Genomic DNA, 23,571 nt, shown 5'->3' with positions numbered 1-23,571 from the left:
CCTACAAGGCGCTATGATTGCCGGGCCTCAGTGATGGCAGTTTGCTGCACATCGATCCTAAGCCTCTATATAGTCAGGCCGGCAGATCTCACCGAGACAGCGCATCCACACCCAGAAGAGGTTTTAACGTTGACGCCTTCCATGATCGCCCTGCTTGTCGTCGTCGGGATCGCACTATTGATCGCTATCGTCTACATGAACCATGTTGTGGAAAACAACAAACTGGAAAAAGCTCGCCTCAAGGTCGAGTTCAACGACCGTATACGTCGCTGCAGCGAGGTCAACGAGACCTTTCCCGGGCAACTGATGTCACCTGGCCTCAAGCTGCTGCTGACACGCCTTGAGCTCAATGCGACACAGCGCCTGCTGCTCCTGCAAAAATCCAGCGCGGCGCTAAAAGCCCAGGTAACCGAACTCAATGGGCTGATTGCCAAAGGCGAGTCGATACCTGTCAACAACCCGCCGAATCCTATCCTGACTGAAGCCAAAGCCAAGGACGTGCGCTTTTTGCTTGAGACCCTGCACGGTCAGATTACCCGGGCGGCCAAGGATGGGTATTTACCGACCAACGAAGCCAAACAGTGGATCAAGGAGATCCGCCACCTGCTGGTCGTTGTGCATATCGAATTTTTTAACAATCTGGGCAAAATCGCCCTGCAGAAGGACCAGCCAGCACAAGCACGCTTGGCCTTTGAGCGCGCCGTGCAGTACTTGCGCAAACAGCCGGTACCCGCCATGTACAACGCTCAGATAAAGGATTTCGAAGCGCAACTGGCACGCGCCAACGCACAGGTGCTGAGCACTCTTGAGCCGACTACGGAAGAAGTCAACGAATTGACCGAAGGCCTGAAAACAGACGACACCGATGCTGACTGGAAGAAAAAGTCCATCTACGACTGAGGCATATGTGCAGCTGCTACGAAACACTGGCCCACGCGAAATCACGCAGATCATTGCGTGCAGTAGGGCCAAGGAATTCGATGCTCGACCCAGGACAGGTCAGAGGGGCAAACATATAAAGGCAGCCCTTGGGCTGCCTTTATATTTGACGTCAGGCTACCGGATTGATCGGCTTTTCCGGGTACCACACGTCCAACAGCGGGCTAACTTCAACGCTGCTCAGCTCTGGGCGCGCTTTCAACCAGGATTCAACAGCTGCACGCTGTTCTTCGCTGACCGAGCCACGCTTTTGCAGGCAAACCAGACCGTAGTCGTCGCCGCCAACATAACCCAGGCCGTTAGCTTCCATGGCTTCAGCCAGGAAAGCTGCCAGGAATGCATCGATAGCCTCTTCCGACAGGTCTTCTTTGAAATCCAGGTTCAGCTCAAAACCCAACTCCTGAAATTCATCAACGCACAGTTTTTTGCGCAGACGCTGGGAACGATTAGTAGCCATTGAACAATCCTCTTAAGTAATAACGGGCGGCACTTTAGCAGTTTAAGAGAACCCTTGCCCGGTTCCGTGCGAACGGTTCATCGTTTTCTATACTTAAACCGCCAAACCCGGCAACAGGTGGATGCACAAGCCCGACAAGCTTGGGGCATAATGCCGACACTTTTAAGACCATTGAGGGAACTTATTATCATGCCCTCTTATTTTTTTCCCTCGCCTGCAGGGTTTTACTTCATATGATCAAATCTTTACGGCCACTGTTTCTTGCCAGCCTGTTTTTGCCACTGGCCTTCGGCGCCAACGCCGCCCCTGTCAACACCACTCTTTCGCCCAAAGTTCAGCAAGCGCTCAAGACCAACAAACTGCAGGACGATGCACTGTCTCTTGTCCTGTTGCCACTCAACGGCCCCGGCATCCCAACCGTTTACAACGCCGATGTATCCATGAACCCGGCCTCCACCATGAAGCTGGTGACCACCTACGCCGCTCTGGAAATGCTTGGCCCGACCCATCAATGGAAAACCGAGTTCTACACAGATGGCACCCTGAACAACGGGATCCTGCAAGGCAACCTGTACCTCAAGGGCGGCGGCGATCCCAAGCTCAACATGGAAAAGCTCTGGCTGCTGATGCGCGATCTGCGCGCCAATGGCGTGCAGCAGGTGACCGGCGATCTGGTGCTTGATCGCAACTTCTTCGAACAACCGCAACTCCCGGCATTCAACGACGACGGCAATGACAAGAACAAACCGTTCCTGGTCAAACCCGACTCACTGATGGTCAACCTTAAAGCCCTGCGCTTCGTGGCACGCAACGACTCAGGCAAGGTCCTGATCTCGGTTGAGCCGCCGATTGCCAGCATCAAGATCGACAACCAGGTAAAAGCCCTCAACTCCAAGCAATGCACCGGTGACGTACGCTACAACCCAGTAACGCAAGCTGACGGCTCGGTACTGGTCACCGTCAGCGGGCAACTGGCCGATGGCTGCAACTCGCAGACCTATCTGTCACTGCTTGATCATGCGACCTACACCGCTGGAGCGGTACGCGCCATCTGGAAAGAACTGGGCGGCAGCATTCAGGGCCAGGACCGTCAGGCCAGCGTGCCAAAAAATGCCAAATTGCTGGCGCGGGCCTTCTCGCCAGACTTGGCCGAGATCATTCGCGACATCAACAAGTACAGCAACAACACCATGGCCCAGCAGTTGTTCCTGAGCCTCGGAGCACAGTTCCGCAACGATGCCGACGGTGACGACGCCAAAGCGGCCCAGCGTGTCGTACGCCAATGGCTAGCGAAGAAAGGCATTACCGCCCCGCACCTGGTCATGGAGAACGGCTCTGGCCTGTCGCGGGCCGAGCGCGTCAGTGCCCGTGAAATGGCACAAATGCTCCAGGCAGCCTGGAAAAGCCCCTACGCTGCCGAGTTCATCAGCTCCATGCCGATTGCCGGCAAAGACGGCACCATGCGCAAACGCCTGAAAACCACAGCCATGAACGGCCAGGCACATATCAAGACCGGCACGCTCAATACCGTGCGCGCAATTTCCGGCTTTAGCCGCGACAGCAACGGCAACACCTGGGCAGTGGTCGCTATCCTCAACGACCCCCGCCCATGGGGCGCTTCGGCGATTCTCGACCAAGTGCTGCTCGACCTGTATCGCCAGCCGCAAGTAGCCAACAGTGCGGTGTCCATCGCGCAATAAGGCGTTTGCCAGGCAATAAAAAAACGCCCCTGATCGCAAGATCAGGGGCGTTTTTTATTGTGGGAGCGAGCCTGCTCGCGATGCAGGCGACTCGGTTAGACGCAAAGCCGCGGTGATGCCATCTCGAGCAGGCTCGCTCCCACTACAGGCCCACCTCTACAAGAAGCAGGCAGGCCAGCACTCACACACCCTTAGCGGGCCATGATTTTCCAGGCACGGTGGATTTTGCCGTTACGAGCAAAGTCCGGATCGATAGTGCTGGCAGTAATTTCTTCGACCGCATAACGCGCTTCCAGGTTTTCATCGAGGATGAATTTGCGGAAGTTGTTCGAGAAATACAGCACACCACCCGGCGCCAAACGCGCCATGGCCAGATCCAGCAATTGCACGTGATCGCGCTGCACATCGAAGATGCCTTCCATGCGCTTGGAGTTGGAGAAGGTCGGCGGATCGATAAAGATCAGGTCGTACTCTTCACGGCAGGCATCCAGCCATACCATCACATCGCCCTGCTCCAGGCGGTTCTTGTCCGAGAAGCCGTTCAGGGACAGGTTGCGACGCGCCCAATCCAGATAGGTTTTCGACAAGTCGACGCTGGTAGTGCTACGCGCACCGCCCTTTGCCGCATGCACACTGGCCGTTGCGGTGTAGCAGTACAGGTTGAGGAAGCGCTTGCCTTCAGCTTCTTTCTGAATACGCATGCGCATTGGGCGGTGATCCAGGAACAGACCGGTGTCCAGGTAGTCCGTGAGGTTCACCAGCAGCTTAACGCCGCCTTCATTGACCTCGGTGAACTTGCCCTGAGCACTTTGACGCTCGTACTGCTTGGTGCCGCTCTGACGCTCGCGACGCTTGACGATCACGCGGTTCTTGTCGATGTTCAGCGCCTGCGGAATGGCCGCCAGGGCATCAAACATGCGTTCAGAGGCTTTTACCGGGTCAATTGATTTCGGTGCCACGTATTCCTGGACGTGAACCCAGTCGTGATACAGGTCGATAGCCATCGAGTATTCAGGCATATCGGCATCATATACACGGTAGCAATCGATGCCTTCGCGCTTGACCCACTTGCCCAGTGCCTTGAGATTCTTTTGCAGGCGATTGGCAAACATCTGCCCGCCTTCACTCAAGCGCGGCTGCTCGATCACCACCGGAACCGGCTTGATCGGGTTGCCGTTCTTGTTGAACTTCTCGTACTTGCCTGGCGCTTCGATGTTCGACGGCAGATCCGACTCAGCCTGCTCGCGATCGATCTGACGCTGCTCAGGGGTACGTCGCTCACCCGTCACGAACTGATCCGGCACAACCTTGATCAACAGCAGCTTGCACGGCAACGCGCCGTTCCAGAACGAATACTGTTTGTGGCTACGGATGCCCATGCGCTTGCCCAGATCCGGGGCACCGGTAAACACCGCAGCCTCCCAGTTCAAACAGGCCTGACGCAGACGCTCACCAAGGTTCTGGTAGAGGTAGAGCAAGCTCGCCTCGTCACCCAGACGTTCGCCGTACGGAGGGTTGCAGATGACCAGGCCTTTCTGGTTCTGGTCCGGGCGCGGCTCAAATGTCGCCACTTCACCCTGGTAGATTTTGATCCAGTGGCTCAGGCCCGCACGTTCAATGTTGTTGCGCGCTGGCTGGATCAGGCGCGGGTCGGCTTCATAACCACGAATCCACAACGGCGGCTTGGCCATACCGGCTTCTGCACGCTCAGTCGCTTCCTGGTGAAGTTTTTTCCAGATGGCCGGCACGTGACCGAGCCAGGCATCAAAACCCCAGTGAATGCGGTTGAGGTTGGGTGCCATGTCGGCTGCAATCATCGCGCCTTCAACCAGGAACGTACCCACACCACACATCGGGTCAGCCAGGGCTGCGCCTTCGGCAGCCAGACGTGGCCAGCCTGCACGAATCAGGATGGCCGCCGCGAGGTTTTCCTTCAGCGGTGCAGCACCTTGCTGCAGACGATACCCACGCTGGTGCAAGCTGTGACCCGACAGATCCAGGGACAAAATCGCCTCACCGCGATCCAGACGCAAATGGATGCGCATGTCGGGGCTGATCTTATCGATGGACGGACGCTCGCCAGACGGCGTACGCAATTTGTCGACGATGGCGTCTTTTACTTTCAGGGCGCCAAAGTGGGTGTTGTCGATGCCCGAGCCGTGACCACTGAATTCAACGGCCAGCGTGCCATCCGGGACCATGTGGTCATGCCACTCAATGTCCAGAACGCCGTGGTACAGGTCTTCCGCATCTTTCATCGGGAAGCGCTTGAGCACCAGCAACACACGGTTTGCAAGGCGCGACCACAGACACAAGCGGTAGGCAGTTTCCATATCCGCCATGCCACGAATGGCCGAGGTATGCTCGCGAGCTTCCTCAAGGCCAAGGCCGGTGGCCTCTTCGAGGAGCAGGCCTTCAAGGCCTTTGGGGCAGGTAAGGAAGAGTTCGTAACGATCCGACATGGGATTCCTGGGCTTTTAGCTATCAGTGAGAAGGCAACGCATTGCCTGCTCCGTTTTCAATCAAGCGCTTTTCTTGAAGAGCGCTCGTGTGGCACGAAACTGTGCCATTCCACCGAGGCGTCATTCATGCCCTGAGGCACGAAGAGTTTAGACGCAGAGGCAGGTCATTCATGGAGAAACGATGAGTGATATTCAGACCCTTCGTCGAATAGTGCCCCAGCAAAACAGGCGGATATTCGCAGCAGAGAATGAAACGCATCATCTTTGTAAACACTCGCCCTATCAGGCTTTGGCCGTTTTCGGCGGCGAAAAAACGACCTTACTTATGGCCATAACACCAATATCGTTACGTCCTTATGACAAAACGATCATTCACACGCCTTGGCGCATTGGTTAGAACTCAACACAGGTTATCGCCGCACAGGCCATAACAAAATGCTCGCCACGCCGGCAGCGAGCACACCAACGGCAGAACACTCTGCCCCGACCTCAGTCAGGTCGACGCTAAACAAAACAGTCAACAAGTGAGGGCAATACCCTATGAGAAGACTTAAGCGTGATCCGTTGGAAAAAGCTTTCTTACGCGGATATCAATACGGTGTTAACGGAAAATCCCGTGAGCTTTGCCCTTTTACTCTACCGTCGGTACGCCAAGCCTGGATTAACGGCTGGCGCGAAGGACGCGGCGACAACTGGGACGGTATGACTGGCACTGCGGGCATCCACAAACTCAACGAACTTCACGCCGTCGGCTAACTCTGGGCAAATCCGACATCACCTCTAAGCTGTAACGACTCAACCTTGCCGCCCTATCCAGGCGGCGGGCTTCGGCCCAGGGGCTCCTTAGGGGAGCCCTTTTTATTGCCTGTCTGTTACGTCGCTACTTATTTTCGAGGCAAGGCAGAAATGGCATCGACTGCTTCGCGAATCAAGGCCGGGCCTTTGTAGATAAAGCCCGAGTAGATCTGCACCAGGCTCGCACCCGCAGCGATTTTCTCTGCTGCGTGCTTGCCTTCAGTGATCCCGCCTGCAGCAATGATCGGCATCCGGCCTGCCAGTTCACCTGCCAGCACCTGGACCGTGTGAGTGCTTTTTTCCCGTACTGGCGCACCCGACAAGCCACCCGCCTCGTCACCATGTTCCATACCCTCAACACCCACACGACTCAAGGTGGTGTTGGTGGCAATAACTGCGTCCATACCCGTCTCAAGCAGCGCCTGAGCCACGAGCACGGTTTCTTCGTCAGTCATGTCAGGGGCAATCTTGATCGCCAGCGGTACGCGCTTTCCGTGGCGCTGCGTCAGTTCGTTCTGACGCAACTGCAGGGCTTCGAGCAACTGCTTGAGCGAATCGCCAAATTGCAGGCTGCGCAGACCAGGCGTGTTCGGCGAGCTGACGTTCACCGTCACATAGCTGGCGTGGGCATACACCTTGTCCAGGCAGATCAAGTAGTCATCGACTGCACGCTCCACCGGGGTATCGAAGTTCTTGCCGATATTGATCCCCAGAATGCCCTTGTACTTGGCTGCCTGAACCCGCGTCAGCAAGTGATCAACCCCGAGGTTGTTAAAACCCATGCGATTGATGATTGCCTGCGCTTCAGGCAAGCGGAAAATTCGTGGCTTTGGATTGCCCGGCTGAGGGCGCGGCGTGACCGTGCCAACCTCAACGAAACCAAAGCCCAGCTGTGCAAAACCATCGATGGCTGCACCGTTTTTATCCAGCCCCGCGGCCAGCCCGACCGGGTTCGGAAAATCGAGCCCCATCACCGTCACTGGCAACCTTGCCGGCGCCTTGCACAACAAACCGTTAAGCCCAAGACGGCCGCCCGCACCGATCAAGTCCAAAGACAGATCGTGAGAGGTTTCAGGGGAGAGTTTGAAGAGCAACTGGCGGGCCAGGTTATACATGGGCTGATTGGACTCAAAGGGTAGTTTGAAAAGAACGCAATTATAGCTGTGCGGCCCGCTAAATCACAGGCAAAGAAAAACCCGGCCTAAGCCGGGTTTTTCTGAACAGCCGAGCTAAAAAATTACTTAGCTTCTGCTTGAACGGTAGCTTCTACGCGACGGTTCAGAGCACGGCCTTCTTCAGTTGCGTTGCTTGCAACTGGGTTGGCTTTACCGTGGCCGACTGCGTCTACACGGTTAGCTGCAACACCTTGGTTAACCAGAGCTGCACGAACAGCGTCAGCACGACGCTGCGACAGTTTCTGGTTGTAGGCGTCTGGACCTACGCTGTCAGTGTAACCAGCAACAGTGGTGTTGGTCGCAGGGTACTGCTTCATGAAATCAGCAACGTTGTTGATGTCAGGCATGTACTGCGATTTAACAACCGACTTGTCGAAGTCGAATTTCACGTCAAGTTCAACGCGAACAACTTCAGCGATCGGAGCTTCTGGCTCTGGCTCAGCGATTGGTGCTGGAGCTGGAACTGGAGCAGGAGCTACTTTACCGCCGTTGCCGCCGAAGTTCACACCCAGGCCAACAGTAGGAGCGTAGTCCCACTTGCCGTTGTCCAGTTTGTAGTCAGCTTCAACGCCTGCACGGGCGAACAGGTTGTCAGTGATGTACCACTTAACACCGGCGCCTGCAGTCAGGAAAGTAGAGTGATCGCGACCGCTGTGGCCATCAGCCTCAACGTTGGTCATGCTCTTGTGAGCAACACCACCGGAAACGTATGGACGCAGAGCGTCGCCTACGGTGCCGAAGTGGTACTGAGCGTTCAGACCAAAGTTGTCGCCTTTGATTTTCTGGTTGCCAGTGCCGTCATTCGAACGGGTGTGGTTGGTTTTGTCGTAGGTCAGGTTCAACGAAACGTCGTCGGTCAGGAAGTAACCGATCGATGCGCCTGGGTTGAAGCCGTCTTCTACGTGATTGACGCTGTCGTTGTACTGTTTTTTGTAGAACAGTTCACCCTCGACCGCGCCTTGGCCTTGTGCCAGGGCACCGAACGAAGTTGCGGCTACAAAGGAACCAATGGCAATGCCCAAGGTGTTTTTCAGTTTCATCCGTTAAATCCCCATCTGGTGATTGTAAAGCAGTCCCACATACCGGGGGACAACTCGGCGGCAAGTCTATCAGACCTTGCCTACACGTAGAGCCATTTGCGCTGAACTAAGTTTCAGCAATACCCGCAAATTTCTCACGCAATTTATCTAGAGCGCGCTTGTAACGCATTTTTGTCGCACTCAAACCCATATGCATTATGTCTGCGATTTCCTGAAATTCCAGTTCTGCGACAAAACGCAGCACTAAAATTTCCCGATCAATCGGGTTCACATGCACCAGCCAGCGATCAAGTCCGCCCTTTTCCTCAGGTTTCGGCGCCTTTTCTTCGGACGCTTCCTCGAGGGGGTCAATACTTAATGCGTCCATCAAGCGACGCTTTCGCCGTTCCTTGCGATACTGCGTAATGCATTCGTTGTAAGTGATGCTATATAGCCATGTCTTGAATTTCGATTTGCCTTCGAAATTTTTCAAACCGTACAGCACTTTAAGCATTACTTCCTGACAGACATCATCAGCGTCCCTATCGTTCCCTAAATACCTTGAACAAACGTTGAACAAAGTTCGTTGGTAACGCCGCATCAGCTCTTCATAGGCGCGCGTCACGTGAAACAACTCATCATGCGAGCGCGCCACCAGCTCCTCATCAGAGAGCTCGCGGGGGTCATAGCGCATGGATAGCGATTGGGCTTTATTCAAAACGAGTTGTGCCAACAGTCAGGTCAATGTCCGCCGCAGCCTGTAAATCAAGGCTTTTTCGCGGCGGCGTACATTAGCAGGGTTTGCCGCATCAGCGACTGGTTACGTGCTGTTCCAGCAAGATCCGATTCGAGAGGGAGACTAGCTCACCCTCATCGGTCAGCAACGTGGTTTTAACCGTGCCGATCTCTTCGATCTGCCCTTCGACCCCGCCTACTCGTACTTCCTGCCCAACTTGATACAACTCACGCACATAGATCCCGGCAAGTATCTGCCCCGCAATTTCCCGGCTACCCAGCCCCATTGCCAGAGCAATGGCCAGACCAACGGTAATCAGCACGATCACGATGACATGGTTCAGCAGGTCGGTTTTGACCTCTAGCTGGCTAATAGCCACCGATATACTGATGATAATGACCAGGCCTTGAGTAACCCGACCCAAACCACCGGCGTAATCAAAACCTACACTTTCGGCAGCCCCGCGTACCAGGCCATTGAGCACCTGTGCCAGCAGCACACCGGCCAGCAAGACCAGCAGCGCACCAAAGACCTTGGGCAGATATACCGTCAGCAAGTCCAACGCAGACGACACTCGATCGAGGCCCAGTGACTGCGCCGCCGAAACCAGAAATACCAACAGCACAAACCAGTACACGATTTTGCCGATCAACGTCGAAATCGGCACTTGAATACCGACCCGCGCCAGTATTTTGGTAAGACCCGTCCCGCCCATCAGGCGATCAAGGCCCAGTTTGGCGAGCAACTTCGACAGCAGGGCGTCAAGCAGTTTTGCAACCACGAAGCCCAGCAGTACCACGACCAACGCCCCGAAAAGGTTGGGAATAAAGTTGGCAATCTTGGTCCACAAGGCAGTCATTGCCGCGACCAGGCTTTGGGTCCAGACATTCAATTCCATGTTCAATCAGCCTTATCAACAGGACGAGCAGCAGGTTTGCGCCGCGAAACGGGCGCAATATGAGCCGAACCGCTGTTCAAAGCAATCATCAGTGCTTGTACCCAACGCCCCAGCAGACTGAAAAGGTCTCCCGCGCCAACCTGACGGTTAGCGGTTTTCAGTACGCGGCCCAGGCAAGCGTCGTCGTCACGATTTGACGTAGGCGCTTTGAGCATTTCACGTAAAGACTGTTCAAACGGATCGTGCATAAGCACCTCTCGGTAAGTCAGTAAAAGACGCAGGGACTTTTACCGGGGTCACATTCGCCCCACTCAAAGCCATTGCAAGCGGCGATAAAACCACCACTGCCCCGCTCCGATAATCAGCATCACACTGCAGGTCACCGCAAAACCATAAGGGTCATTGGAGAACGGTACGCCCCCCACATTGATCCCCAGCAAACCGGTAATAAAGGTGATCGGCAGGAAGATCCCCGTGAGTACGCCGAAGCGATACATGATGCGGCTCATGCGCACGTTCAAACGCCGATCTTCAGACTCCAGCACCAGCCCCACACGCTCGCGGGTCAGCTCAAGCTCTTCCAGATAGCGGGTCAGGCTGTTGTTCAATTCGTTCCAGTAGTCGGAATCATCTGCGCTAAACCACGGCAATTTGATACGGGTTAGCTGTCCGAAAATATCCCGCTGCGGGGCCAGAAAACGACGCAAGGCGGCAGCCCTTCGACGAACCTGCAAAATGGAGTTGTGGTCGGGGGTATACCGTTCGTCGGCATCTATCTTATCTTCTTCGTCGTCGACGATTTCTGATAGATCTCCGATCAAATCCTGCACCTTCAACGTCAGGTGCTGGGCCAGATACAGGATCAACTCAGAAGGGGTTTTCGGGCCTTCACCTTGGGAAAACTCACCGAGCAGCTCATCGGTAGCCCGCAACGGACGCATGCGCAGCGAGATAACCCGCTGCGCACTGCCGAAAATACGCAGTGAAACCATGTCTTCCGGCTCTGCACCAGGGTTCAGGTTGACCCCACGCATAAACAGCAGCAGCTCATTGTTGGGCAACGACACCAAGCGCGGACGGGTATTTTCTTCAAGCAGCAAATCACAGCTGAAATCACTTAAACCGCTCGAATCACGGAGCCAGCTCTGGGTCTGCGGGTGACTGCGATCCCAGTGCAACCAGACACTTTCGTGAGGCTGCAACTGCAGATCGTTCAGTTCGGTACGTGCAATCGCACGCGCACCGCCTTCCCCATCCAACACCAGCGCATGCACCAGCCCCCATTGAGCGTTTTCGTCCTCGAACATCCGTGATCCTTAGTAGTAATACGTTTAGCCCGGCATTTTCAGAGCAGTTGGTGAAATGATAACGCCATTGTTGTCGGCATAAATGAATTCTCCGGGGCGGAACGTGACGCCGGCAAACGTCACCGGCACATTCACATCACCCACACCGCGCCTGACGCTCTTGAGCGGATGACTGGCCAAGGCCTGCACCCCGAGATCAGTTTGAGCGAGCACATCGACATCGCGGATACAGCCGTAAATCACTATGCCTTCCCAGCCATTTTTCGCAGCCCTCTCGGCAATCATGTCGCCCAGCAAGGCGTGGCGCAGAGAGCCTCCACCATCCACTACCAGCACTTTGCCCTGACCCTCGAGCTCTGCCTGTTCCTTGACCCGGGAGTTGTCCTCGAAACACTTGATGGTCACGATCTCGCCACCAAAGGAGTCGCGCCCGCCAAAGTTGCTGAACATCGGTTCAAGCACCTGTACCAACTCAGGGTAGGCATCGCACAGATCGGGAGTGATGTAGTGATTCACGGGAAATCTCCTGTTCAGGGTGGGCATAACAGTCAAAACAACGGTAGCACTATGGTTATAGACGCTTTGGTGAAGGCTGGCTTTATAGATTCACAGCACCCCACCATGAGAGCCAGTCTGGATTAAAGCAACAAAGTATGACCAAGCTCGCCAATCGCGTCACAAATCAACCACTCTTGTGGGAGCGAGCCTGCTCGCGAAAGTCGTTCGCGAGCAGGCTCGCTCCCACGGTTGAAATTTTCTGTTACTCCTGCCTGCGAAGCAGCAGCGGCTACAGCTCGCTCAACCAATTACGCACCAACGGCCACACTTCTTGCTGAGCGGGCTGGCTGACCAGCATTTCGACATGGCTGAAGTCAGAGCTGAAACCGTGCTCACGCCCTAGGGACACGAACTTGCGCTGCTCTGAACCCAATTGATCGAACAACTTTCGGCATGCCCACTCCGGTGTTTGCCGATCACCCACAGCGGCCACCACCAGAGCGGGTACCTGAACCTCGGCCAACCCTGCCCACCAGTCTTGCTCGGCGTCCTTGAAACGCCCCATAAAGCCATTCCAGCGCAAGGTTTCCAGAGCGATGCTGATCGGCTCATCTTCCGGCCCACGCTTAAGCCGCGTACCTGATAGCTGCTTGAAGCGCTTCAACAACAAATAAGCACCCCACTGCACCGGCGGAATTTTCAGCGACCAATAGCGGCGATTGATCTGGCAGCCGAAGAACGCTGCCGACGCCACGTCCTTATCGCTCAGGTATTGCCCCCCGAGAGCCGCGGCCAAACTGATGGCGCCCTGGGAATGACCAATCCAGTGCGGAACCTGACCGCTCAACTCGCGCACAAATGCCACGATGGCAGGCAAATCGTAGCGAGCGTAATCCGCCACGCGGTTTTTGCCCCAGGCAATATTGCGCGACGAAAGACCGTGACCGCGCATTTCAGGCAGCCACACATCAAACCCGGCACGAGCCAAAAACGCCCCGAGCCCCACGCCTTTAGGCGAGTACCAGAAACGTCGATTGGAAAAGCTGCCATGTAACAGGATGACCGGCACGCCCCGCACTTCGCTATCGTCGGCCATGCCCAGTCGAGTCACCACCAGCTCAACGGAAATATCCGGGCTGTTGGCGGGTTTCAAGCGATAAACGTCTTCGCTCAAATCGCCCCGACGCTCAGCGCTAATCAGGGCAACGGGAAAAAGGAGACTGCTGCTTTGCATAATGCTCTTGCACAAAAAAGGGCGACTTCACTCAGGAACTCGCCCTACCACTGCTTATAAAGAGCAGAGCAGCCGTGTGGCTGCCCTGCCCCTCTCTCAACGACTTATGCCTGAGCCTGAGCCTGACCTTCTGCCAGGAAGAACCAGGTTTCCAGCACGCTGTCCGGGTTCAGGGAAACACTTTCAATGCCCTGCTCCATCAACCACAGCGCCAGATCCGGGTGATCGGACGGGCCCTGGCCGCAAATACCGATGTATTTGCCAGCCTTGTTGCACGCCTGAATGGCGTTGGACAGAAGCTTTTTGACCGCAGGATTGCGCTCGTCAAACAGATGCGCGATCACACCGGAGTCACGATCCAGCCCCAAGGTCAGCTGAGTCAGGTCGTTGGATCCGATGGAGAAGCCGTCGAAGAACTCAAGGAACTCTTCAGCCAGAATCGCGTTGGACGGCAATTCACACATCATGATGATGCGCAGACCGTTTTCGCCGCGTTTCAGACCGTTTTCAGCCAGCAGATCGATCACCTGGCTCGCTTCACCCAAGGTGCGTACGAACGGCACCATGATTTCAACGTTGGTAAAGCCCATCTCGTTGCGTACGCGCTTGAGCGCACGGCATTCCAGCTCGAAGCAATCGCGGAAGTTTTCGCTGATGTAACGCGAAGCACCACGGAAGCCCAGCATCGGGTTTTCTTCTTCCGGCTCGTAGAGCTTACCGCCGATCAAGTTGGCGTATTCGTTGGACTTGAAGTCCGACAGACGCACAATCACTTTCTTCGGGGTAAACGCGCCAGCCAAGGTGCTGATGCCTTCAACCAGTTTTTCAACGTAGAAGCCAACCGGATCGTTGTAGCCCGCGATGCGCTTGTCGACGCTGTCCTTGATTTCCTGCGGCAGACCGTCGTAGTTCAGCAGCGCCTTGGGGTGCACACCGATCATGCGGTTGATGATGAACTCAAGGCGGGCCAGGCCCACACCGGCGTTCGGCAGTTGCGCGAAGTCAAACGCACGATCCGGGTTGCCGACGTTCATCATGATCTTGAACGGCAGATCAGGCATGGCATCCACGGAGTTTTTCTTGATATCGAAGCCCAACTCGCCTTCGAAAATAAAGCCCGTATCGCCTTCAGCACACGAAACAGTAACGCCCTGGCCGTCTTTCAACAGCTGGGTCGCGTTGCCGCAGCCCACCACAGCCGGGATACCCAGCTCGCGAGCGATAATTGCCGCATGGCAGGTACGACCACCACGGTTGGTCACGATGGCGCTGGCACGCTTCATTACCGGTTCCCAGTCCGGGTCGGTCATGTCCGACACCAACACATCGCCCGGCTGGACCTTGTCCATTTCCGACACGTCTTTAATGATGCGAACCTTGCCCGCACCAATACGCTGGCCAATGGCGCGACCTTCAGCGAGCACGGTGCCGGTTTCCTTGAGCAGGTAACGCTCCATGACGTTACCGGTGCTGCGGCTTTTCACGGTTTCAGGACGTGCCTGAACGATGTACAGCTTGCCGTCATCACCGTCTTTGGCCCACTCGATGTCCATCGGGCACTTGTAGTGCTTTTCGATGATCATCGCTTGTTTGGCCAGTTCGCTGACTTCAGCGTCGGTCAGACAGAAACGTGCACGATCGGCTTTATCTACGTCGATCACCTTGACCGATTTACCGGCCGTGGCTTCGGCGCCGTAAATCATCTTGATGGCTTTGCTGCCCAAGTTGCGACGCAAAATCGCCGGGCGGCCCGCTTCCAGAGTTTGTTTGTGGACGTAGAACTCGTCCGGGTTTACCGCGCCTTGTACGACGGTTTCACCTAGGCCGTAGGCGCCGGTGATAAACACTACATCACGGAAGCCCGACTCAGTGTCCAGGGTGAACATCACGCCAGCGGTGCCGGTTTCAGAGCGCACCATGCGCTGCACGCCTGCCGACAGGGCGACCAGTTTGTGGTCGAAGCCCTGGTGCACGCGGTAAGAAATCGCACGGTCGTTGAACAAGGAGGCAAATACTTCCTTGGCCGCACGAATCACGTTTTCAACGCCACGAATGTTCAGGAAAGTTTCTTGCTGACCGGCAAAGGACGCGTCCGGCAAGTCTTCGGCGGTAGCCGAGGAACGCACGGCAACAGCCATGTCCGGGTTGCCTTGGGACAGGGTGGCAAAGGCGGTACGAATTTCGGCGTTAAGCTTCTCCGGGAACTCGGCTTCCATGATCCATTTACGGATCTGGGCACCTGTTTTTGCCAAAGCGTTAACGTCATCAACATCCAGCGCATCCAGCGCAGCATGGATCTGGTCGTTCAAACCACTCAGCTCAAGAAAATCACGATATGCCTGAGAAGTAGTGGCGAAGCCACCGGGAACTGAAACACCAGCGCCTGCAAGATTACTGATCATCTCGCCGAGGGATGCGTTCTTGCCCCCCACGTGCTCTACATCATGGACGCCGAGCTTATCGAGGGAAACTACGTACTCTACCAAGGTGATCTCTCCACTAACTGTGTTGGAAAAGCTCAGGGCGCTGGACCCTCATCATGAGGCATCGCAGCGATTGTGGCCTGGACCCGGAAAATAAGTGACACTGCCTGCCATGTAGCGCGACAAAATCGCGCCTATCATATCCAAGAATCGTCACCAGCTTAAGGGCCTAGGCGCAAATGAAACGATCTGCTTTCTTTATCTCCGATGGCACCGGCATTACGGCCGAAAACCTCGGTCAAAGTTTGTTGGCACAATTCGAAAATGTGACCTTCAGCAAGTTCACACGCCCCTATATAGACAGCGTGGAAAAAGCCCGGGCGATGGTACAACAAATCGATAACGCCGCCGAAAAAGACGGCTTTAGCCCGATAATTTTCGACACTATCGTCAATCAGGACATTCGCGAGATCCTCGCCACGTCCAATGGTTTCATGATCGACATCTTCTCCAGCTTCCTGGCGCCACTGGAACAGGCACTGGGTGAGCACTCCTCCTACTCGGTGGGTAAATCCCACTCTATCGGGCATAACTCCAACTATATGGAGCGTATCGAGGCGGTGAACTTTGCCCTCGACAACGACGACGGCGCCCGCACTCACAAATATGACAAGGCCGACCTGATTCTGGTGGGCGTATCGCGTTGCGGCAAAACCCCAACCTGCCTGTATATGGCCATGCAATTCGGCATCCGTGCAGCCAACTACCCGCTGACCGATGACGATATGGAAAACCTCAAGCTGCCTGCGGCCCTGCGCGAGCACAAACACAAGCTGTTTGGCCTGACCATCGACCCGGACCGCTTGACGGCCATTCGTAACGAGCGCAAGCCCAACAGCCGTTATTCCAGTTTTGCCCAGTGCGAATTTGAAGTCCGCGAAGTAGAGCGCCTGTTCCAGCGCGAAAACATCCCGCACATCAACTCCACACACTTCTCGGTAGAAGAAATCTCGGCCAAGATTCTGGTCGAAAAAGGCGTGGAGCGGCGCTTCAAGTAATCGCAGCACTGCCTGCGTGTAGCCGCTGCCGCAGGCTGCGATGGGGTGCGCAGCGCCCTGAAGTTCCTTCGGCCCTTATCGCAGCCTTCGGCAGCGGCTACAAAATTCAGATCACCAACAGGTCCACAAACCGGTTAACCGGCATCGCCTCCAACGCAGCCTGGTCCTTGCACAGCGCGAAAATTTCAGCACAACGCTGACCCACGAAACGGGTCGCCAAATTGGCCTTGAACTTGTCTTCCAGCAATGGAATCCCTTCTGCCCGACGCCGGCGATGGCCAATTGGATACTCCACCACCACTTGCTCTGTGCAGGTGCCATCGGAGAAAAACACCTGAATCGCATTGGCGATCGAGCGCTTATCGGCCTCCAGATACTCGCGGGTGTAGCGCGGATCTTCGACCACTACCATCTTCTCGCGCAACTCATCGATGATCGGATGCGCCGCGTGAAAGTCATCTTCATATTGCTCGGCTACCAGATTGCCAAAGGCCAGCGGCACGGCCGTCATGTATTGAATGCAATGATCCCGGTCCGCTGCGTTGGCCAATTTGCCTTGCTTGGAAATGATCCGAATCGCCGATTCATGGGTTGTAATCACGATTTTTTCGATTTCATGCAGACGATTCCTGACCTGCGGATGCAGCGTCACCGCCGCTTCGCACGCCGTCTGCGCATGGAACTCGGCCGGAAAGCTGATCTTGAACAGCACGTTTTCCATTACATACGTGCCATAGGGCTGGCTCAGGCTGAACTGGCGCTGACCTTCGGGCTTGAGCGCCAGATCCTTGTTGGTATGACTGAACAGCACATCGTAAAAACCCCACTGTGGTGCCGTAAGCACCCCGGGAACCCCCATCTCGCCTCGCAGCGCGATATCGGCTAAGCGCACGCCGCGACTTGACGCATCCCCGGCTGCCCAGGATTTGCGCGACCCCGCGTTCGGCGCATGACGATAGGTACGCAGTGCCTGCCCATCCACAAAAGCGTGGGACAAGGCCGACAGCAACTGCTCGCGATTGGCCCCCATCAGCTTGGCGCAGACCGCCGTTGAGGCGACCTTGACCAGCAACACATGGTCCAGACCGACACGGTTGAAGGAGTTTTCCAGGGCAATCACGCCCTGAATCTCATGGGCCATGATCATGGCTTCGAGCACTGCCCGTACCGTAAGCGGCGCTTCGCCATTGGCTACACGCTTTTGCGACAGGTGATCGGCCACCGCCAGAATACCGCCCAGGTTGTCCGAAGGATGCCCCCACTCCGCCGCCAGCCAGGTGTCGTTGTAATCCAGCCAACGCACGATGCAGCCAATGTCCCATGCAGCCTTGACCGGGTCGAGACGATGCGAGGTACCCGGCACCCGTGCACCAAACGGCACCACCGTACCCTCGACAATCGGCCCCAGGTGTTTGGTGCACTCCGGGAAACGCAACGCCAGCAGGCCGCAGCCCAAGGTGTCCATCAGGCAGTTGCGCGCGGTGTTAAGGGCTTCGGGAGAGGTAATTCTGTAGGTCAGGACATAATCGGCTATGTCCTGCAAAACCTGGTCATAGTCCGGGCGGTTGTTGAGGTCGACGTTGGCGCTCATGGGGTTTCTCCAAAGAGTGGGTAAGTGTCGTGTTCCATCCTCAGGGTCATCGTGCTTTTGCGGGTCTGGAGTGCCCGCTTGATGTATCCAAATCAAAAGCCCTCACCCCAATCCTTTCCCAAAGGGAGAGGATTGGGGTGAGGGCAAAGGATTCACGCATTCAAAACGAATCGCCCGGCACTCGCACCCAGCCTTCCATCAAGACTCGCGCGCTGCGGCTCATGATGGCTTTGGTCACGACCCATTCGCCATTGACCTGCCGTGCTTCAGCGCCCACGCGCAAGGTGCCCGACGGATGTCCGAAGCGCACGGCACTGCGTAACTCGCCGCCCGCAGCCAGATTGACCAGCGTGCCTGGAATCGCCGCCGCCGTACCGATTGCCACCGCAGCAGTGCCCATCATCGCGTGGTGCAACTTGCCCATCGACAAGGCCCGCACCAGCAAGTCCACGTCCTGTGCCGCCACCGGCTTGCCGCTGGATGACACATAAGCCACTGGCGGTGCCACAAACGCGACCTTGGGCGTGTGCTGGCGCTTGGCGGCATCTTCAAGCTTGTCGATCAGACCCATGCGCAACGCGCCGTGAGCGCGAATGGTTTCGAACATGGCCAAGGCTTTCGGATCGCTGTTGATGTCGTTTTGCAGTTCAGCACCGGTGTAACCGATGTCCCGCGCATTAACGAAAATCGTCGGAATCCCGGCATTGATCATGGTTACGTTCAAGGTGCCCACACCCGGCACTTCAAGGTCATCTACCAGATTGCCAGTCGGGAACATCGAACCACCTGCGCCCTCTTCATCCGCCGCAGGGTTAAGGAACTCCAGCTGAACTTCGGCTGCCGGAAAGGTCACGCCATCGAGTTCAAAACCACCGGTTTCCTGCACCGCACCGTCAGTGATCGGTACATGGGCAATGATGGTTTTGCTGATATTGGCCTGCCAGATACGCACCACAGCCGTACCGTTAAGCGGAATTCGGCTGGCATCCACCAGACCGCTGCTGACGGCAAACGAGCCCACGGCCGCCGACAGGTTGCCGCAGTTGCCGCTCCAGTCCACGAAAGGCTTGTCGATAGCTACCTGACCGAACAGGTAGTCCACGTCATGATCGGCGTGCAGGCTTTTGCTTACGATCACGGTTTTGCTGGTGCTGGAAGTCGCCGCGCCCATGCCGTCAATTTGCTTTTCATAGGGATCGGGGCTGCCGATTACCCGCAACAGCAAGGCATCACGGGCCGCACCCGGCACTTGGGCCACGGCCGGCAAGTCGAGCAGACTGAAAAACACGCCTTTACTGGTGCCTCCGCGCATGTAAGTCGCGGGGATTTTGATTTGCGCTGCATAGGCCATAAAACACAGTCCTGTTAAGGCCGGGGCACAGGGCCCCGGCGCAGTGATCACGCGGTGGCTGATTCCAGGAAGTCCTGGGCAAAGCGCTGCAACACGCCGCCCGCTTCATAGATCGAAACTTCTTCAGCCGTGTCCAGACGGCAAGTCACGGGCACTTCGACGCGCTCGCCATTTTTGCGGGTAATCACCAGGGTCAGCGTGGCACGCGGAGTGCGCTCGCCGATCACGTCGTAGGTTTCGCTGCCGTCGATCTGCAGGGTTTTACGGTTGGTACCCGGCATAAATTCCAGCGGCAATACACCCATACCTACAAGATTGGTGCGGTGAATACGCTCAAAGCCTTCAGCAGCAATGGCTTCGACACCCGCCAGGCGCACACCTTTGGCCGCCCAGTCACGGGAAGAGCCCTGGCCGTAGTCGGCGCCCGCAATGATGATCAGCGGTTGCTTGCGTTCCATGTAGGTTTCAATGGCCTCCCACATGCGCATCACCTGGCCTTCGGGCTCAAGTCGGGTCAGCGAGCCCTGCTTGACCTTGCCGTCCTCGATTACCATTTCATTGAACAGTTTCGGGTTGGCAAAGGTTGCGCGCTGGGCGGTCAAATGGTCGCCACGGTGAGTTGCGTAAGAGTTGAAGTCGACTTCCGGCAGGCCCATTTTCGCCAGGTACTCGCCTGCAGCGCTGTCGAGCATGATGGCGTTGGACGGCGACAAGTGGTCGGTGGTGATGTTGTCCGGCAGCACTGCCAGTGGGCGCATGCCTTTGAGTGGACGCGCACCGGCCAGCGCACCTTCCCAATACGGAGGACGGCGGATGTAAGTGCTCTGCGGGCGCCAGTCATACAGCGGCTCGACTTTCGGACCGGTGTCTTCGTGAATGGCGAACATCGGGATATACACCTTGCGGAACTGCTCCGGCTTGACCGCAGCCTTGACCACGGCGTCGATTTCTTCGTCGCTCGGCCAGATGTCTTTCAGGCGGATTTCCTTGCCGTCGGCATCCAGGCCCAGCACGTCTTTTTCGATATCGAAACGGATGGTCCCGGCAATCGCATAGGCCACCACCAGCGGTGGCGAGGCGAGAAACGCCTGCTTGGCGTACGGGTGAATTCGCCCGTCAAAGTTGCGGTTACCCGACAGTACGGCGGTGGCGTACAGGTCGCGATCGATGATTTCCTGCTGAATAACCGGGTCCAGTGCGCCGGACATACCGTTGCATGTAGTGCAGGCAAACGCCACTACACCAAAGCCCAACTTCTCCAGTTCGTGGGTCAAGCCGGCTTCGTCGAGGTACAGGGCAACGGTTTTTGAGCCTGGCGCCAGCGAGGTTTTGACCCACGGCTTGCGAGCCAGACCGAGCTTGTTGGCGTTGCGTGCCATCAGCCCCGCAGCAATCACGTTGCGCGGGTTGCTGGTGTTGGTGCAACTGGTGATGGCCGCGATGATCACCGCGCCGTCGGGCATTTGCCCCGGCACGTCGTCCCATTGACCGGCGATGCCCTTGGCGGCCAGATCGGAGGTTGCGACGCGAGCGTGGGGGTTGCTCGGGCCAGCCATGTTGCGCACCACGGATGACAGATCAAAGCTCAGGTTACGCTCGTATTGCGCGCCCTTGAGGCTGTCGCCCCACAGGCCGCTGACCTTGGCATAGTTTTCTACAAGCTGCACTTGCTGGTCTTCGCGACCGGTCAGTTTGAGGTAGTCGATGGTTTGCTGGTCGATGTAGAACATCGCTGCCGTGGCGCCGTATTCCGGGGCCATGTTGGAGATGGTTGCACGGTCGCCCAGGGTCAGCGCGGCGGCGCCTTCACCGAAGAACTCCAGCCAGGCACCGACCACTTTTTGCTGGCGCAGGAACTCGGTCAGTGCCAGCACCATATCGGTGGCGGTAATGCCCGGTTGCAGCTTGCCGGTCAGCTCAACACCGACGATTTCCGGCAGGCGCATCCACGAAGCACGGCCAAGCATCACGCTTTCAGCTTCAAGGCCGCCGACCCCAATGGCGATCACGCCCAGGGAGTCGACGTGCGGGGTGTGGCTGTCAGTGCCCACGCAGGTGTCCGGGAAGGCCACGCCGTCGCGCACCTGGATCACCGGAGACATTTTCTCCAGGTTGATCTGGTGCATGATGCCGTTGCCTGGCGGGATCACGTCGACGTTTTTAAAGGCCTTTTTGGTCCACTCGATAAAGTGGAAACGGTCTTCGTTACGACGGTCTTCGATGGCGCGGTTCTTTTCAAACGCTTCAGGGTCGTAACCGCCGCATTCAACCGCCAGCGAGTGGTCGACGATCAGTTGGGTCGGCACCACCGGGTTGACCTGGGCCGGGTCACCGCCTTGCTGGGCGATGGCGTCACGCAAACCGGCGAGGTCGACCAGCGCGGTCTGGCCCAGAATGTCGTGGCACACCACGCGTGCCGGGAACCATGGAAAGTCGAGATCGCGCTTGCGATCAATCAACTGGCTCAGCGAGGCATTCAGGGTTGCCGGATCACAGCGGCGCACCAGGTTTTCGGCCAGTACGCGGGAGGTGTAAGGCAGGGTGTCGTAAGCGCCGGGCTTGATCGCATCGACTGCCGCGCGGGTGTCGAAGTAATCCAGCCGGGTGCCCGGTAGTGTTTTGCGAAATTCAGTATTCATTGGCGCAGGACTCGATCACGGTAGTTACAAAAGGGGGAACTGGCTTGCGCAATCAGCGCAAGCCAGCTTCCTCACTCAGCGACGCTCGATTGGCACGAACTTGCGCTGTTCTACGCCGATGTACTCGGCGCTCGGACGGATGATGCGGTTGTTGGCGCGCTGTTCGAACACATGCGCAGCCCAGCCGGTGAGGCGTGAGCAGACAAAGATCGGAGTGAACAGCTTGGTCGGGATGCCCATGAAGTGGTACGCCGAGGCATGGTAGAAGTCGGCGTTGGGGAACAGCTTCTTTTGCTCCCACATGGTCTTGTCGATTGCTTCGGAAACCTTGAACAACACGGTGTCGCCCACTTCGTCTGCCAGTTTTTTCGACCAGCCCTTGATCACCTCGTTACGCGGATCGCTGTCTTTGTAGATCGCGTGGCCAAAGCCCATGATCTTGTCCTTGCGCGCCAGCATGCCGAGGGTGCCTTCCACCGCCTCTTGCGCAGAACCGAAGCGCTCGATCATTTCCATTGCCGCTTCGTTGGCGCCACCGTGCAACGGGCCGCGCAGCGAACCGATGGCTGCCGTGATGCACGAGTACAGGTCGGACAGGGTCGATGCACACACCCGCGCGGTGAAGGTCGAGGCGTTGAATTCGTGCTCGGCGTAGAGGATCAGCGACACGTTCATCACTTTAACGTGCAACTCGCTCGGCTTCTTGTCGTGCAGCAAGTGCAGGAAGTGGCCACCGATGGACTCTTCGTCGGTCACGCAGTTGATACGTTTGCCATCGTGGCTGAAGCGATACCAGTAGCACATGATCGCCGGGAAAGCGGCCAGCAGTCGGTCGGTCTTGTCATGCTGTTCGGAGAAGTCTTTCTCCGGCTCGATGTTGCCCAGGAACGAACATCCGGTGCGCATCACGTCCATCGGGTGAGCGTCAGCGGGAATGCGCTCCAGCACTTCTTTCAGTGCTTGTGGCAGATCTCGCAGCTTTTGCAGTTTGGTCGTGTATGCAGCCAATTCGGCTTTGGTAGGCAGTTCGCCGTACAGCAGCAGGTAAGCCACTTCCTCGAAGCGGGCATCGGCTGCCAGTTCGCGTACGTCATATCCACGATAAGTGAGGCCCGCGCCTTCCTGACCTACGGTGGACAGGGCTGTTTGCCCGGCGACCTGGCCGCGTAACCCGGCACCACTCAATACTTTTGCTTCGGCCATTGCGCTTCTCCAATCTTGAATTTGTTAGGGATTCGGCAACTACTTGATTCAATACATACCACTGTGGGAGCGAGCCTGCTCGCGAA

20 protein-coding genes are annotated in these 23,571 nt (G+C 56.7%); 5 read left to right on the top strand and 15 right to left on the bottom strand.

Translation table 11 applies throughout. The annotated features are described in order from the left end of the window. Window positions 1-141 precede the first annotated feature (141 nt). Window positions 142-900: a hypothetical protein gene (locus V6L79_RS09430; protein ID WP_261741324.1), complete on the top strand. Its 759-nt coding sequence runs from the start codon at window positions 142-144 to the stop codon at window positions 898-900. A gap of 151 nt (window positions 901-1,051) precedes the next feature. On the opposite strand, the gene V6L79_RS09425 is transcribed toward V6L79_RS09430, so the two are convergent. Further along, window positions 1,052-1,396, bottom strand: a complete 345-nt coding sequence (locus V6L79_RS09425; protein WP_261741323.1) for a YggL family protein — start codon at window positions 1,394-1,396, stop codon at window positions 1,052-1,054. Window positions 1,397-1,629: 233 nt separating this feature from the next. Between V6L79_RS09425 and dacB the strand changes: the two genes are divergently transcribed. Further along, window positions 1,630-3,096 carry a D-alanyl-D-alanine carboxypeptidase/D-alanyl-D-alanine-endopeptidase gene (gene dacB / locus V6L79_RS09420; protein ID WP_261741322.1) on the top strand — a complete coding sequence of 489 codons (1,467 nt, stop codon included), beginning with the start codon at window positions 1,630-1,632 and terminating at the stop codon, window positions 3,094-3,096. A gap of 191 nt (window positions 3,097-3,287) precedes the next feature. Here the strand turns inward: dacB and rlmKL are convergent, their stop codons facing one another. Further along, on the bottom strand, window positions 3,288-5,558 hold the full coding sequence (gene rlmKL, locus V6L79_RS09415; RefSeq protein WP_321836641.1) for a bifunctional 23S rRNA (guanine(2069)-N(7))-methyltransferase RlmK/23S rRNA (guanine(2445)-N(2))-methyltransferase RlmL: 2,271 nt from the start codon (window positions 5,556-5,558) through the stop codon (window positions 3,288-3,290). A gap of 181 nt (window positions 5,559-5,739) precedes the next feature. Here rlmKL and V6L79_RS09410 point away from each other — a divergent pair, with 181 nt between their 5' ends. Together V6L79_RS09410 and rmf are read left to right on the top strand one after the other, a co-directional pair. Beyond that, window positions 5,740-5,955, top strand: a complete 216-nt coding sequence (locus tag V6L79_RS09410) for a hypothetical protein (protein ID WP_261741320.1) — start codon at window positions 5,740-5,742, stop codon at window positions 5,953-5,955. Between the two features lie 143 nt (window positions 5,956-6,098). Continuing rightward, on the top strand, window positions 6,099-6,314 hold the full coding sequence (gene rmf, locus V6L79_RS09405; RefSeq protein ID WP_261741319.1) for a ribosome modulation factor: 216 nt from the start codon (window positions 6,099-6,101) through the stop codon (window positions 6,312-6,314). A 128-nt stretch (window positions 6,315-6,442) separates the two neighbouring features. On the opposite strand, the gene V6L79_RS09400 is transcribed toward rmf, so the two are convergent. The 9 genes from V6L79_RS09400 to ppsA all read right to left on the bottom strand — a co-directional run bounded on the left by V6L79_RS09400 (window position 6,443) and on the right by ppsA (window position 15,706). Continuing rightward, the gene (locus V6L79_RS09400; protein ID WP_261741318.1) at window positions 6,443-7,468 is read right to left on the bottom strand and encodes a quinone-dependent dihydroorotate dehydrogenase; all 1,026 of its coding nucleotides are present in this window, start codon (window positions 7,466-7,468) and stop codon (window positions 6,443-6,445) included. 122 nt (window positions 7,469-7,590) lie between these two features. Further along, window positions 7,591-8,568: an OmpA family protein gene (locus V6L79_RS09395; protein WP_261741317.1), complete on the bottom strand. Its 978-nt coding sequence runs from the start codon at window positions 8,566-8,568 to the stop codon at window positions 7,591-7,593. A gap of 106 nt (window positions 8,569-8,674) precedes the next feature. After that, window positions 8,675-9,265 carry an RNA polymerase sigma factor SigX gene (gene sigX, locus V6L79_RS09390; protein WP_029611289.1) on the bottom strand — a complete coding sequence of 197 codons (591 nt, stop codon included), beginning with the start codon at window positions 9,263-9,265 and terminating at the stop codon, window positions 8,675-8,677. 91 nt (window positions 9,266-9,356) lie between these two features. Further along, window positions 9,357-10,181 carry a mechanosensitive ion channel family protein gene (locus tag V6L79_RS09385; protein WP_261741316.1) on the bottom strand — a complete coding sequence of 275 codons (825 nt, stop codon included), beginning with the start codon at window positions 10,179-10,181 and terminating at the stop codon, window positions 9,357-9,359. Window positions 10,182-10,183: 2 nt separating this feature from the next. After that, entirely contained in the window at window positions 10,184-10,429 is a 246-nt protein-coding gene (locus V6L79_RS09380; protein ID WP_261741315.1) for a CrfX protein, read from the bottom strand. Window positions 10,430-10,492: 63 nt separating this feature from the next. Then, on the bottom strand, window positions 10,493-11,488 hold the full coding sequence (locus V6L79_RS09375; protein WP_321835966.1) for a CorA family divalent cation transporter: 996 nt from the start codon (window positions 11,486-11,488) through the stop codon (window positions 10,493-10,495). A gap of 24 nt (window positions 11,489-11,512) precedes the next feature. Then, the gene (gene rraA, locus V6L79_RS09370; protein WP_338580119.1) at window positions 11,513-12,031 is read right to left on the bottom strand and encodes a ribonuclease E activity regulator RraA; all 519 of its coding nucleotides are present in this window, start codon (window positions 12,029-12,031) and stop codon (window positions 11,513-11,515) included. 244 nt (window positions 12,032-12,275) lie between these two features. After that, on the bottom strand, window positions 12,276-13,220 hold the full coding sequence (locus tag V6L79_RS09365) for an alpha/beta fold hydrolase (RefSeq protein WP_338580118.1): 945 nt from the start codon (window positions 13,218-13,220) through the stop codon (window positions 12,276-12,278). 104 nt (window positions 13,221-13,324) lie between these two features. Beyond that, window positions 13,325-15,706, bottom strand: a complete 2,382-nt coding sequence (ppsA, locus tag V6L79_RS09360; RefSeq protein ID WP_261741311.1) for a phosphoenolpyruvate synthase — start codon at window positions 15,704-15,706, stop codon at window positions 13,325-13,327. A 176-nt stretch (window positions 15,707-15,882) separates the two neighbouring features. On the opposite strand from ppsA, the gene V6L79_RS09355 reads away from it, so the two are divergent. After that, on the top strand, window positions 15,883-16,701 hold the full coding sequence (locus V6L79_RS09355) for a pyruvate, water dikinase regulatory protein (RefSeq protein ID WP_261741310.1): 819 nt from the start codon (window positions 15,883-15,885) through the stop codon (window positions 16,699-16,701). A 106-nt stretch (window positions 16,702-16,807) separates the two neighbouring features. On the opposite strand, the gene prpD is transcribed toward V6L79_RS09355, so the two are convergent. From prpD to prpC, 4 genes are all read right to left on the bottom strand, one after another. Next, entirely contained in the window at window positions 16,808-18,292 is a 1,485-nt protein-coding gene (gene prpD, locus V6L79_RS09350) for a 2-methylcitrate dehydratase (protein ID WP_321835964.1), read from the bottom strand. A gap of 160 nt (window positions 18,293-18,452) precedes the next feature. Further along, entirely contained in the window at window positions 18,453-19,643 is a 1,191-nt protein-coding gene (prpF, locus tag V6L79_RS09345; RefSeq protein WP_321835963.1) for a 2-methylaconitate cis-trans isomerase PrpF, read from the bottom strand. A gap of 47 nt (window positions 19,644-19,690) precedes the next feature. After that, on the bottom strand, window positions 19,691-22,282 hold the full coding sequence (acnD, locus tag V6L79_RS09340) for a Fe/S-dependent 2-methylisocitrate dehydratase AcnD (protein ID WP_261741307.1): 2,592 nt from the start codon (window positions 22,280-22,282) through the stop codon (window positions 19,691-19,693). Between the two features lie 75 nt (window positions 22,283-22,357). After that, window positions 22,358-23,485, bottom strand: a complete 1,128-nt coding sequence (prpC, locus tag V6L79_RS09335; protein ID WP_261741306.1) for a 2-methylcitrate synthase — start codon at window positions 23,483-23,485, stop codon at window positions 22,358-22,360. Between the last annotated feature and the right edge of the window lie 86 nt (window positions 23,486-23,571).

The sequence above is a fragment of the Pseudomonas sp. ML2-2023-6 genome, assembly GCF_037055265.1.
In the GTDB taxonomy this organism is placed as follows: Bacteria; Pseudomonadota; Gammaproteobacteria; order Pseudomonadales; family Pseudomonadaceae; genus Aquipseudomonas; species Aquipseudomonas kulmbachensis.
The sequence above is the reverse complement of the archived record's forward strand: the minus strand, read 5'-3'. Positions and strand labels throughout refer to the sequence as shown.